Origin of the sequence: Muricoccus vinaceus (assembly GCF_042433125.1) — a bacterium.
In the GTDB taxonomy this organism is placed as follows: Bacteria; Pseudomonadota; Alphaproteobacteria; order Acetobacterales; family Acetobacteraceae; genus Roseomonas; species Roseomonas vinacea.
This window is the reverse complement of the sequence record NZ_JBHLVZ010000041.1, coordinates 52,119-65,092: the sequence shown is the minus strand read 5'-3', so window position 1 is coordinate 65,092 and position 12,974 is coordinate 52,119. Positions and strand designations below refer to the sequence as shown.

At 63.0% G+C, this 12,974-nt stretch carries 6 protein-coding genes and 1 pseudogene; 5 read left to right on the top strand and 2 right to left on the bottom strand.

Annotated elements, in window-relative coordinates:
• Positions 1-152 precede the first annotated feature (152 nt).
• Positions 153-1,079 (bottom strand): hypothetical protein, encoded by a 927-nt coding sequence (locus ACFFIC_RS15080; protein ID WP_377051736.1) that lies wholly within the window; start codon positions 1,077-1,079, stop codon positions 153-155.
• A gap of 801 nt (positions 1,080-1,880) precedes the next feature.
• Between ACFFIC_RS15080 and ACFFIC_RS15075 the strand changes: the two are divergent.
• The 4 genes and pseudogenes from ACFFIC_RS15075 to ACFFIC_RS15060 all read left to right on the top strand — a co-directional run bounded on the left by ACFFIC_RS15075 (position 1,881) and on the right by ACFFIC_RS15060 (position 9,655).
• Positions 1,881-4,729, top strand: a pseudogene (locus tag ACFFIC_RS15075) (N-6 DNA methylase).
• Positions 4,720-5,889, top strand: coding sequence for a restriction endonuclease subunit S (locus tag ACFFIC_RS15070; protein WP_377051734.1), 1,170 nt, complete (start codon positions 4,720-4,722; stop codon positions 5,887-5,889). Before ACFFIC_RS15075 ends, ACFFIC_RS15070 begins: the two are co-directional and overlap by 10 nt.
• Positions 5,886-8,939 (top strand): type I restriction endonuclease subunit R, encoded by a 3,054-nt coding sequence (locus tag ACFFIC_RS15065; protein ID WP_377051732.1) that lies wholly within the window; start codon positions 5,886-5,888, stop codon positions 8,937-8,939. Before ACFFIC_RS15070 ends, ACFFIC_RS15065 begins: the two co-directional genes overlap by 4 nt.
• Positions 8,939-9,655 (top strand): M48 family metallopeptidase, encoded by a 717-nt coding sequence (locus ACFFIC_RS15060; protein WP_377051730.1) that lies wholly within the window; start codon positions 8,939-8,941, stop codon positions 9,653-9,655. Before ACFFIC_RS15065 ends, ACFFIC_RS15060 begins: the two co-directional genes overlap by 1 nt.
• Before the next feature lie 101 nt (positions 9,656-9,756).
• Here the strand turns inward: ACFFIC_RS15060 and ACFFIC_RS15055 are convergent, their stop codons facing one another.
• A complete protein-coding gene (locus ACFFIC_RS15055; protein ID WP_377051728.1) occupies positions 9,757-11,166 on the bottom strand; it encodes a hypothetical protein in 1,410 nt (469 codons plus the stop codon).
• A gap of 287 nt (positions 11,167-11,453) precedes the next feature.
• On the opposite strand from ACFFIC_RS15055, the gene ACFFIC_RS15050 reads away from it, so the two are divergent.
• Positions 11,454-12,698, top strand: coding sequence for an MFS transporter (locus ACFFIC_RS15050; RefSeq protein ID WP_377051726.1), 1,245 nt, complete (start codon positions 11,454-11,456; stop codon positions 12,696-12,698).
• The last annotated feature ends 276 nt before the right edge of the window (positions 12,699-12,974 follow it).

Below are 12,974 nucleotides of genomic sequence, written 5' to 3'. Positions count from 1 at the left end.
GGTTGGAGGGGCAGCAGACATAGACAGCGGCTCTCGGCCACCGCTTTGTTCCGTTCAGCTCCGATTTTTGGCCGCCTAAGAGCTAAGTCCTGATCTGAAGCAAGTCTAACAGACCCGGAAGGCTGTGTGGTGATTGCACGGTGTCAAAGCCCTCAACTGACGGGAGGCATGTCCGCAATCTCCAGCACCCTATTTAGGATCTCGATGCATTCGTTCCGAAGCTCCTCAAGATGCATGGCAAACTGCATGTCCGTGAAGTCTAGAAACCCGTTCACGTGCCGGATCCTATGATCTTTCAGGCCCTGCTCGATCTGGGTGCGAAGATGCCTGAGCGACTTGTTGACACCGCTGAGGCCATCACGAACCTCGAGATTGGCGACCTCGCGCCAGCCCCCCACGGCCTTGCGAATCACATGCCGACTTTCCCGATCGAGCAGTTCCCCAGTGCGCATCGCTCGCTGGGTGTCAGAAAGGGCCGTCAAAAACTCGTCAGGGCTCTCGCAGTGAAGCGGCACCTCAAATGCCGGTCTTGAGAATGCCATCGCAATCGTGGAGAGAATGACCCCATCGAGATCTTTTGCTCCGCGGACCTTAATGACTTCCTCGTAATACCAGCGCTGAAGTTCGGGAAAGCCGTTGAGGTAGCCAATTATGTCGTCCCAGGACCACACCATGGCGAGGCGATCACAACCCTGCGCTCGCCAATCGTCGTTGAGCTCGTTGACCCATCCTTGAACCGACGTGTCGCGTCGTGTGGTGGTTGCCAGGATCCAGATCGACAAAGCAGGCGCAAACGCGAGTGCCTCGTCCGCAGCATCGCGCAGGAACTTCCTGTTGATTGAGCCACCCGGATAGGGATTGCCGTTCGGATCGCGCTCGGCGAGGCGCTTACACTGGACGCCGATCATTCCGTACCGCTTCGAACGCCCGTATACGTCGACACCGTTCTGCGCCTGGCCGGGCCGTCCGAATTGTTGAGCATTGGGAATATTGTAGACCTCGCCCAGTAAGCCGGTCGCGAGTTCCTCGAACTGCTGCCAGTACAACGGCGGTTGGAAGACCTGATTGACCGTCGGCACTTTAAACCCTGCTTGCTGTTTGACTGAAGTGTCTGCGTTGTGGGGTGGTGATAGCCCCATGACACTTCGGAAGCGATACCCCTCCTCCGAACAGCTAAAATTGAAAATAACCTACGGGCCTTAGGCCGGAAAGTGGCCTCCCAGCAGTGGGTGAACACACAACGTCAGCTCGATCTGGTCCTGCAAGCTACCGGGCGGCAAATGGCCAGTTCAGGCGGCTGGGCCGGTATGGCAAGAGCATGCAAAAAGCCGAAAGCAGTAGGGAAGGCCTGTCATCTAGCGGCCGCTTTCCTGAATGATCTACCCCGAAGCGGAGCTGCTGCATTCGGCCAACAGCTTTCGAGCCTCCGTCCGGCTTGGCGGGAGCAGGTCCGGTCGTTGATCGGCCGGACCCGTCGGTGTGCGGCTAGTTCGGTCGAGCATGCGCGGCCCGTACGGCTGGTGGTGGAGCGGGTCACGGTGTCGAGCAAAGGGTGAGCATCCGGCTCCAAATCGAGGGACTGACCAGTCTTGTGCGAGACTTGGGGAAAGGGTCGCACCGTTCGAGGCGGCGGGAAGTGCGAGGCCCCAACCACGGCACCAGCGTCCAGACCCAAGTCATGTGCCTCTCGGCCTCCGCCATAAGCTTAGGTCAAATACGGTGGCACCCTCGGCGGCAGAGTAAGGACGGCTGCACCCAGGGCTTCCATCCTGCCCCGGTTTGATCCACCGCAAGTGAAGCCGTTCGCCCGGTCATTCTGGCATCAGCAGGTACTTGGCTTGGCCAGAGCGCCTGAGGCATGATGAAACTGGGTCTTTGCAATGCCGCAAGAGCCGAAAAGCAGCGTCAAGGCTAGAGTGGGCATGGTACGCGAAGCATTACGTGAGCGGTTCGGCGAGACCTTGCTCGAGCTAGGGGGCAGCGCTGGAAACGGCAAACTGCGCGAAACGCTCGGCTGGCAGGATGACACCTACTGGAACGTCCATGCCGCCTTGATCGAGGACGGCACCATCGTGGCTGGCCGCGGCCGGGGCGGCTCGGTGCGCATGCAGAACATGGGCGCAGATGCCGCGAGCCCTCCTACAACGAGGGCCCGGGAACCCAAGCAGCTGGCGAAAAGGACACAACCAATTACCGACCTCGACAGCGTCGCCTCCGCGACTGGGTCTGCGAATGAACACGCCGCCCAAGCGGCTACCGGCCGCCGCTCCGGAGGAGCGGTGAAAAAGTCTGACCTCTATTCCTCACTGTGGGCCTCCTGCGACGAGCTGCGCGGCGGCATGGATGCCAGCCAGTACAAGGACTATGTCCTCGTGCTGCTCTTCGTGAAATATGTCAGTGACCGCTTCGCCGGGCAGCCCTTCGCAGCCATCATCGTGCCAACAGGCGCTAGCTTCACCGACATGGTCGCGCTCAAGGGCACGAAGGACATCGGTGACCAGATCAACAAGAAGATCCTGGGGCCGCTTGCCCTGGCCAACAACCTCTCCGACATGCCCGACTTTAACGACCCAACGAAGCTCGGCAGCGGCAAGGAGATGGTCGAGCGCCTCACCAATCTGATCAGCATCTTCGAGAACCCCGCGCTCGATTTCTCGCGGAACCGAGCCGATGGCGATGACCTGCTCGGCGACGCTTATGAATACCTCATGCGCCACTTCGCGACCGAAAGCGGCAAGAGCAAGGGCCAATTCTACACCCCTGCGGAGGTCAGTCGCGTCATAGCGCAGATACTCGGCATCCGCCGCGCCAAGGCCACCGCGAACACCACTGTCTACGACCCCACCTGTGGCTCTGGGTCTCTATTGCTGAAGGTCGCGGACGAGGCAGCGCAAGGGACCGACCTGCGGGTGACGCTCTACGGGCAGGAGAAGGACTCTTCGACGGCCAACCTCGCCCGCATGAACATGATTTTGCACGATTACGCCACCGCTGAGATCGAGCAGGGTAACACCTTGGCCGGCCCGAAATTTTTCGACGACGAGTCGCTGAAGACTTTCGACTTTGTCGTCGCTAACCCCCCTTCTCGGACAAGCGCTGGTCCACCGGGCTCGACCTCGAAAAGGACCTGCATGACCGCTTCAGGGTCTATGGTGTGCCGCCGGCCAAGCAGGGCGACTACGCTTATCTGCTGCATATCCTCCGCTCCCTGAAGCCGAACGGCCAGGGCGCCTGCATCCTGCCACATGGCGTGCTGTTTCGCGGCAATGCGGAGGGCGGCATTCGCCGCACCCTGATCCAGCGCGGGGTCATCAAGGGCATCATCGGCCTGCCGGCCAACCTGTTCTACGGCACCGGCATCCCCGCCTGCATCGTGGTGCTGGACAAGGCCGGTGCTGCGTCGCGCAAGGGCATCTTCATGATGGATGCCAGCAAGGGCTTCCGGAAGGACGGGCCGAAGAACCGCCTGCGGGAGCAGGACATCCACAAGATCGTGGACATCTTCACGCGCCAGGTCGAACTGCCGGGCTATTCCCGCCTGGTGCCGGTGACCGAGATCGCCGATGCGCGGAACGACTACAACCTCAACCTGCCGCGCTACATCGACACCACCGAGCCGGAGGACATCCAGGACATCGGCGGCCATTTGCAGGGCGGTATTCCGGAGCGCGACGTCACGGCGCTGGACCGTTTCTGGGATGTCATCCCCGGCGTGCGCGCCGCCCTGTTCGAACCGGAACGTCCTGGCTATGCCCGGCTGCGCGTGCCGGTGGCCGAGCTCAAGTCCACTATCTTCGGCCATCCGGAATTCACCGCCTTCACCACCACCGCCATGCAGAGCTTCGCCACCTGGCGGGCCACGACGGCGCCGTTGCTGAAGGCCTTCGGCAAGGATGGTCACCCCAAGGCGCTGATCGAGGCCACCTCCGAAAGCCTGCTGGAGGCGTTTCGGGCCGCGCCGCTGCTAGATGCCTATGACGTCTATCAGCACCTGATGGATTACACAGCGGAGACGCTGCAGGACGATGCGTGGCGCATCGCGGAGGAAGGCTGGGTCGAGGCCGCTAAGGCGCGGCCGATCATCGAGGACAGGGCGAAGAAGACGAAGGCGCGGCCGGACTTCGTCATCGGCAGGAAGAAGTACCAGGCCGCGCTGATCCCGCCCGCTTTGCTCATCGCCCGCTACTTCGCCGCGGAGCAGGTGGCGATCGAGGCGCTGGAGGTCTCGCTCACCGCGCTGGAACAGCAAATGGAGGAGATGGCGGAGGAGCAGGGCGGCGAGGGCGGGCTGCTGGAGGAGGCGAAGACCGACAAGGACAAGCTGACCAAGACCTCGGTCGCCGCGCGGCTGAAGGAGATCCGGACTGACTGCGAGGCGGCCGAGGAACGGCAGGCCCTGCAGGCGTATCTCGCGCTGGTCGAGCGGGAGGCTGAGACGGCTGCCAAGCTGAAGGCGGCGCAGGACGCGCTGATGGAGAAGGTGCTGACCAAGTACGGCAAGCTGACCGAGGAGGAGGTCAAGGCGCTGATGGTGGACGACAAGTGGGTAGCGACGATCAGCGCGGCCGTGCAGGGCGAGTTGGATCGTGTCTCGCAAGCGCTGACAGGCCGGGTCCGTCAACTCGCCGACCGCTATGCCGCGCCGATGCCAGCGCTTGTGGACGAGGTCGCCGCCCTTGCCAGCCGAGTGGGGGGTCACCTAAAGGCGATGGGTGCGTCATGGAGCTGACGATCGAACGGGTAACATCGGGGACTTGCGATACCAGCGCTTGGGCGAATATCACTCTTGGCGACTGCATTTCGCTCAGGCGAGGTCACGACCTTACTTGGCGTGACCGGCGTAGCGGCGACATCCCCGTCATGGGCTCAGCGGGACTCGCTGGGTACCACGATACAGCACTTGCTCGTGGACCGGGAGTGGTGTTGGGACGGAGTGGGGCGTCGTTTGGCCAAGCCCACTACTGCGAGAGCGATTTTTGGCCGCATAACACGGCGCTCTACGTCACAGATTTTCGGCGAAACGATCCTCGCTTTGTTTTCTATCTTCTCTCGGCAATAGATTTCTCTCGGCATAATTCAGGGGGCGCGCAGCAATCCCTCAACCGCAATTTCATCGCGCCTATAGCCGTCGCGCTGCCGCAGCCGAGCGAACAACGGCTGATTGCTCAAGCTCTCGACGATGTGGACGCGCTGCTGGGCGCGCTGGACCGGCTCATCGCCAAGAAGCTCGACTTCAAACAAGCCGCCATGCAGGAACTTCTCACCGGCCAAACCCGCCTGCCGGGGTTCAGCGGGGAGTGGGAGGTGAAGCGATTGGGACGGCTTGGAGATTTCCTCAAAGGTAGTGGGATTCGGCGTGACGAGGCGCTCTCTGGCGAACTTCCCTGCGTCCGCTACGGTGAGCTTTACACGATCCACAACGACATCGTTCGTTCGTTTGCTTCTCGGATCTCGCATGCTGTGGCCGCTACTGCACGACGGATAGGGCGGGGCGATGTGCTCTTTGCGGGATCGGGTGAGACGAAGGAGGAGATCGGAAAGAGCGTCGCGATCGTGCAGGACGTCGAAGCATTTGCAGGAGGGGACATCGTTATACTCAGGCTGCACGGGGGCGACCCGACGTTTTTCGGCTACTTGACGAACATGCCGCAGGTCGCACGACAAAAGGCAAACCGAGGCCAAGGCGATGCGGTCGTGCATATCAGTGCTGCGGCGCTGGCCAGCGTCGAAGTAGCTGTACCGCAAGAAGTCGAACAGCACGCCATCAGTCGCGTCCTCTCTGACATGGACGCGGAACTCGAAGCTCTCGAACAGCGCCGCGCCAAGACTGCCGCTCTCAAGCAGGGCATGATGCAAGAACTCATCACCGGCCGGACGCGCCTCCTATGAACGCGATCGGCAAGCCCGAACGCGCCACGCAGAACCGCGTCATCGCCCTGTTCCGCGACAGGCTCGGCTATCGATATCTTGGCGACTTGTCGGATCGGCAAAGCAACCGTCCCATCGAGGAATTGCTTCTCACGGGCTGGCTCGCCAAGCGCGGTCGCAGCCCGGCACAGATCAGCCGCGCACTCGATCTGCTGGGGCGGGAGGCGAATAATCCCACCCGCAGTCTCTACGACAACAACCATGCCGTGTATGGCCTGCTGCGTTACGGCGTGCCCGTGAAGACCGAGGCCGGCCAGAACACCGAAACCATCCCGCTGATCGACTGGGCCAACCCTGCCGCCAACGACTTCGCGATCGCGGAGGAAGTGACGCTGAAGGGCCCGCTCGAACGCCGGCCGGACTTGGTGCTCTACGTCAACGGCCTCGCCCTCGGCGTGGTGGAGTTCAAGCGCAGCGCCGTCAGCATCGGAGACGGCATCCGCCAGCTCATCTCCAATCAGCAGCCCGACTTCAACGCCTGGTTCTTCCCCACCGCGCAGCTTCTGCTGGCCGGCAATGACACCGAGGGCCTGCGCTACGGCACCATCGGCACGCCGGAGAAGATGTACCTGGCCTGGAAGGAGGACGAGGCCGACAACGCCGGCTACAAGCTGGACAAGTACCTGGCGAAGCTCTGCGCCAAGCCGCGCCTGCTGGAGCTGATCCGCGACTTCGTGCTGTTCGATGGCGGCGTCAAGAAACTGCCCCGGCCGCACCAGTATTTCGGCATCAAGGCGGCGCAGGACCACGCGCTCGGCTATCGCGGCGGCATCATCTGGCACACCCAGGGCAGCGGCAAGAGCATCGTCATGGTGCTGCTGGCGCGCTGGATCCTGGAGAACAAGCCCAAGGCCCGCGTGGTCATCGTCACCGACCGTGACGAGCTGGACAAGCAGATCGAGCGTGTTTTTCGCGACAGCGGGGAGGCGATTGCCCGCACCCAGAGCGGCGCCGACCTCATGGCCCAGCTTGGCCAGGCCACGCCGCGCCTGCTGTGCTCTCTTGTGCACAAATTCGGCCGCCGAGGCGTGGACGACTTCGAGACGCTGATCGAGCAGCTGCGCGCCCAGCCAAGCCCGGCCGTGGGCGAGCTGTTCATTTTCGTGGACGAATGCCACCGCACTCAAAGCGGCAAGCTGCACAGGACGATGAAAGCGCTGCTGCCCGGCGCCGTCTTCATCGGCTTCACCGGCACGCCGCTGCTGAAGCAGGACAAGGCGACCAGCAACGAAATCTTCGGCGGCTACATCCACACCTACAAATTCGGCGAGGCGGTGGAGGATGGCGTGGTGCTCGACCTTCTCTACGAAGCCCGCGACATCCCGCAGGAACTGGCCTCCACCACCAAGATTGACCAGTGGTTCGAGGCCAAGACCAAGGGCCTGAACGATTGGCAGAAGGCGGCGCTGCGAGAGCAGTGGGGCACGATGCAGAAGGTGCTCAGCTCTCGCTCGCGCATGGAGCGGGTGGTGGAGGACATCGTCTTCGATTTCGGCGTGAAGCCGCGCCTAGTCAGCCACCGCGGTAATGCGATGCTGGTGGCGTCCAGCATCTACGAGGCCTGCCGCTATTTTGAGATGTTTGAAAAGACCGTCTTCAAAGGCCGCAGCGCGGTCATCACCTCCTACAATCCGAACGCGCAGGACGTGACGAAGGAGGACACCGGCGCGAACACCGAGACCGAGAAGCAGTTCATCTACAACCTCTACACGGCCCTGCTGAAGGACGTGTCAGCGCGCCCGGGCAAGAGCAAGACCGAAACCTACGAGGACGCGGCCAAGGAGAAGTTCATCAAGCAGCCCGCCAACATGCGGCTGCTGATCGTGGTGGATAAGCTGCTCACCGGCTTCGACGCACCGAGTTGCACCTACCTCTACATCGACAAATCGATGCAGGATCACGGCCTGTTCCAGGCGATCTGCCGCACCAATCGCCTGGATGGTGACGACAAGGACTTCGGTTACGTCGTGGATTACAAGGACCTGTTCAAGAAGGTGCAGGGTGCAATCGCCGTCTACACCTCGGAATTGGACGACAGTGAAGGTGGAGCAAGCCCTGAGGTGCTGCTGCAGGATCGCCTGACCAAGGGGCGAGAGCGCCTTGAGGAAGCGCGCGAGGCGCTGGCGCGCCTGTGCGAGGATGTGGACTCGCCCCAAGGCGAGTTGCAGCACATCCACTATTTCTGCGGCAACACGGAGATCCCGGACGACCTGGCCGCGCACGAGCCGCAACGTGTGACGCTATTTAAATGCGTCGCTGGCTTGGTCCGCGCCTACGCCGCGATCGCTGACGATATGGCTGAAGGAGGCTATTCGGCCACCGAGGCGAAGCAGGTTGAGCAGGAGGTGGAGCGCGCTGTCGCCCTGCGAGCGACCATCCGCCAAGCCAGCGGTGAGACGCTCGACCTGAAGGCCTATGAGGCCGATATGCGGCATCTGATTGATACCTACATCAAAGCAGATGGCGCGCGGGCGATCTCCGACTTCGATGGTGTCGGCCTCTTGGAGCTGATCGTGAAGAGCGGTATCGCGACAGCCGTGAACGGGCTGCCGCCGGGGATCAAGAAGGACAAGGGCGCAGTGGCGGAGACCATCGCGAACAACGTCCGCAGTAAGATTATCAAGGAAAAGCTGAACGATCCGGCGTTCTATGACTCGATGTCGGCTCTGCTGAACGATGTGCTGGCCGACCTGCGGGCAAACCGGATCAGCTACGAGGAGTTCCTCCAAAAGATCGCAGACCTCGCGACCCAAGTTCAGTCAGGGAAGGGGGACGCGACCCCGAAGGCCCTCGACACGCCCGGCAAGCGCGCCCTGTTTAACAATCTGGGCCAGGATGAGGCGTTGGCCCTCGCGATAGACGCGAAGGTGAAGATGGTGCGGCCGGATAGCTTCCGTGGAAACCAGGCGAAGGAGAATATCATCAAGCGCGCGCTGATGCCGCTCCTGGGTGGAGACGCCGCAGAGGTCGAGCGGGTCTTCTCCATTATCAGGGCGCAACCGGAATACTGATGGCAACAAAGCTCCAGATCGGTGACCTCTCTGTCGAGGTCACCCAGAAGGACATTAAGAACGTCCACTTGAGCGTTCATCCCCCTCTTGGCCGCGTTAGTATTGCTGCCCCTCGACACCTCAGTATCAGTGCGATCCGGGCCTTCGCGATCGGCAAACTATCCTGGATCCGGCAGCAGCAGCGGAAGCTAGAAGTTCAGGAGCGCGAGACGCCGCGCGAATATCTCGATCGCGAGAGCCATTACGTATGGGGCCGCCGTTGTCTGCTGAAGATCGTCGAACGGGACAGCCCCCCCATGGTCGAATGGCGCCATAACAAGTTGATTCTGACCGTCCGCCCCGGGATGGATGCGGATCGGCGGGCTGAGGTCGTGGAGGCGTGGTACCGAGACCAGCTCCGCGAGGAGGTGAAGCCGCTAATGGCCGATTGGGAGCGGCGGCTTGGTGTCCGTGTGAACCGGGTGTTCATCCAGCGCATGAAGACACGATGGGGCAGTTGCAACCCAATTAGCCACGCTATCCGTCTCAACACAGATTTGGCGAAGAAGCCGCGGGAATGCCTGGAATACATCCTGGTGCACGAGTTGGTGCACCTGCTGGAGCCGACGCACAATTCGCACTTCGTGGCACTGATGAATCAATTTTTGCCTGGTTGGGAGCATCGCCGCGACCAACTCAACCGCCTGCCGGTGCGGCATGCGGACTGGGATTACTGATCCTTTGAGGGATAAGGGACGGACCCGCATGTCGGATTGGTGCAGCCGCCTCCAGGCTGGGCGCTGAGGCTGAGGCTGAGGCTGAGGCGTTCGCCGGTCGCTCACTCCCGCAGTTCGGCAACGCCGAGCTCCTGCCACATCCAGGCAAAGTCGTACTCGCCAATAGGGTCGCCGGCGGGGCGCTTGGATGAGTGGTTCTCCAGCGTCTTGAGCCAGTTCACCACCTTCTCCCGCCCCTTGGCTGTGCGCGCAGCTCGGCGCGGCGAGACGTTGCCCAGTGCTGGGATGGGTTGGTCAAGAATCTGCCGATAGTGCTCCTCCAGCTGCTGCTGAAGAATGGCTCGTACTTCCTCAGGCGGTAGGTCCAGGGAAGGGGGCTGCTCGCCACTCGCCCTGTGCTCGGCCAGTACTTGCTCCAACTCCTGCCGCTCGACCAGCGGCGGCCGGACCAAGCCGTGCAACTCGGGCTCCAGGAGCGCGCGGCCACGCTCCGCCCGAGGCTCGGAGTTCACCGAGAGGACCACCTTCCGGCCAGAGATCTCGACAGTGCCGAGCACGACCGCGCCGCCCTCCATCGTGGTGATCAACTGCACCCCGTCCGGCTTTCGCGCGACCCGCTTCGGCGGCTTGGCGGGGGAGGCGAGCCAATTCCAGAAGCTCGGACCGGCGCGGTCCAGGGCCCGGATGCCATCCAGAGCAGCGCGCACGGTAGCCAGCGCCACGCCAGGCCGCAGCGGAAAGTGCAGGGTGACGAACTCCAGCGAGTCACCGTCGCTGTTCGTCACCTCAGGCGGGGTGTCGTCGAACTCAGCCCGTAGTGCAGCGGCAAGCCAGAGGTTGGTGAAGGCAAAAGCCGTGCGGCCGAGCAGCAGATCAGGGGTCAGCGCCGCGTTGGCCCGTTCCGCTGACACGGTCCGCCCGATCTCCTTTGCGACCTTCGCCACCAAGCCTCCAGCCTTGCTCCGGACCCGGCGTAGCGAGGCCAGCAGCTGCTCGCTCGTGTCCTGGTCGAACGGGAGCAGGGTGCCGCTAATGACGGTGCCGCTCCGCTGTGGGATCACCCGTGTGGCGACCCTGTCCCACTGGCGCAGGCTGCGAGTGCCGGACTTCTCCAGCACGCGGACAGGCTCGGCGGGGCGGACGAGATCGCGCAGCACCATGGCCTCGCCCGGGACCACGTCGCTGACCTCGTAGAGGCTGATCACCGATTGCCGGAGCGCGGCGATATACTCCTGGGTGGCGACGGGTTCCTTCCAGCCACGGCGCTTGAGGTACTCATCGGCCAGGTTGCGTCCGTCCGGCAGATCGGAGGAGAGCAGATCCTCGAAGGCTGCACCCCAGATCACCCCCTGGGCTGCATCGTCGAGGATGTCTGAGAGATCCCCAATCTCCAGATCGGCGCCGGCGCAGGCCTTGTCGACATGCCGGACGAGGGTTTCGGCCATGACCTCGCGCCATTCGGGGCCTCGGGTCCAAGCGATCAGGCCGTCGAGCTTGTGAATGACTGGCATGCCTGTGCCTCAGGCAAAGGGTTCTCGGGCCGCAGAGAATGGGCGATGCAGGGGGTCTTGAACAAGCTTGGCGCGGTTTGCCTCAGCGATTGCATGTCTTGTGGTTGCTTTGAGTGACCTTGCTCACACCGCCCTGGTTGCCTTTGCCACCACCCGCACGAGCAATCCTTCGGATTGGCCTTGCCGCCAGTGGCGCTTTTGCTTTCTGCTCCTCCGCACCGCTGGCTTTGAAACGCAGGAATGTCAGGCCGGTTAGCTTGGCGGAACTCTGCTCCGAGAGGCAACACATGCAACAGGAGCGGCGCGCCGAACGCGCCCTGGACGCGTTGAGCTTCTTTGTCTCCGATGCCCGGTATGGGCTCGGTGCATTCCTCGGCGTTTACCTGATGACGGAGCACGGATGGGACGCGGGGAGCATCGGCGCGGCCATCGCCATTGGTGGCCTGACCGGGCTGGTCTCCCAGGCACCAATGGGTGCGCTTGTGGATGCCGTACGGGCGAAGCGTGCCCTGATTGCCTGCGCAGCCCTCGTCGTCACCGTGACCTGCCTCGCGGTCCCGCTCGCACCGCAGTTCTGGTCGGTTGCCGTAGCCGGCTTGGTTGGCGCGCTGGCTGGCGTCACCATCGGGCCAACGCTTGCCGCCATCTCGCTAGGGGTGGTCGGTCCGGGGCGCTTCGCGCGGCGTGCAGGCAGGAATGAGTCTCTGTTCCACCTGGGAGATGGGGCGGTCAGCGTGGCAATTTTGCTGACGGCACCCCTGTTCGGCAGCAAGGTCCTGTTCTGGTCCATGGCCTTCACCTTGGTGGCCACCTTGGCAGCAGCCGCGGCGGTTCCGGCGCGCGCGATCGACCACGACGTCGCTCGGGGGTTGCTGCCCGGCGAGGCGGTGCTTGGGGCTAGACCCTCTGCTTGGCGGGTACTGCTACAATCCCGGCCGCTGCTAGTCTTCGCCGCCTGTGGCGCCCTGTTCCACCTCGCCAACGGGTCCATGCTCATGTTGGTCTCACAGAAGCTCGCACAGCAAAATCTCGGTCAGGGGATTGCCCTTACAGCGGCCTCCGCCATCGCAGCGCAGTTGGTGATGGTGCCTACAGCGGCGCTAGCCGGAGTACGCGCGGATGCTTGGGGACGTAAGCCGCTCATCCTGGCAGCCTTCATTGCACTGGCACTGCGTGGGGCGCTCTACACCCTGTCCGACAACACCGCTTGGCTGATCGGCGTCCAGCTGCTGGACGGCGTCGGCGCAGGGCTCATGGGTGCACTCTTTCCGGTCGTCGTGGCTGACCTGACACGCGGTACCGGGCATTTCGCAGCTGCCCAAGGCGTTGTGGGTACGGTGCAGGGTATCGGCGGCGTTGTCAGCTTGGCAGTGGCCGGCCAGCTGGTGGTTCACGCCGGCTATGACGTGACCTTCCTCGCCTTGGCGGCGGTCGCAGCCCTCGGAGCCGCCCTGTTCTGGGTGGCCATGCCGGAAACCAAGGAGGTCGCGGCGGCAGCCGTTAGCCGCCCCGTTGTTCAACCTGCGGCTTAGTCCATTTCTCGACGCGTCACTCAGCCGAGCGGGGAGCGGCAGCTCGGGTGGCGTGCGAAACTCTGAACACCGATCTGAGGACGATCAGAGCAGGTCGGAAAGGACCTGACCCTTAGCGATCGCCAGTTTTGCGGTTGCTCTGAGTAGCCACGCTCACGCCGCCCTGCGTGCTGCTGTCGTTGCGGCCGCCGTCAGCCCGCGCGTCCTTGGCATTCGGCTTACCCTCAGCGGCGCTCTTGCCGCCCTGAGGGGCACGGCCGGCGGGCGGAAGGGGAG

Excerpts from the sequence above, each read along its gene's own strand:
- ACFFIC_RS15050 (WP_377051726.1), top strand. The coding sequence starts at position 11,454 with ATGCAACAGGAGCGGCGCGCCGAACGCGCCCTGGACGCGTTGAGCTTC.
- ACFFIC_RS15060 (WP_377051730.1), top strand. The coding sequence starts at position 8,939 with ATGGCAACAAAGCTCCAGATCGGTGACCTCTCTGTCGAGGTCACCCAG.
- ACFFIC_RS15065 (WP_377051732.1), top strand. The coding sequence starts at position 5,886 with ATGAACGCGATCGGCAAGCCCGAACGCGCCACGCAGAACCGCGTCATC.
- ACFFIC_RS15055 (WP_377051728.1), bottom strand. The coding sequence starts at position 11,166 with ATGCCAGTCATTCACAAGCTCGACGGCCTGATCGCTTGGACCCGAGGC.
- ACFFIC_RS15070 (WP_377051734.1), top strand. The coding sequence starts at position 4,720 with ATGGAGCTGACGATCGAACGGGTAACATCGGGGACTTGCGATACCAGC.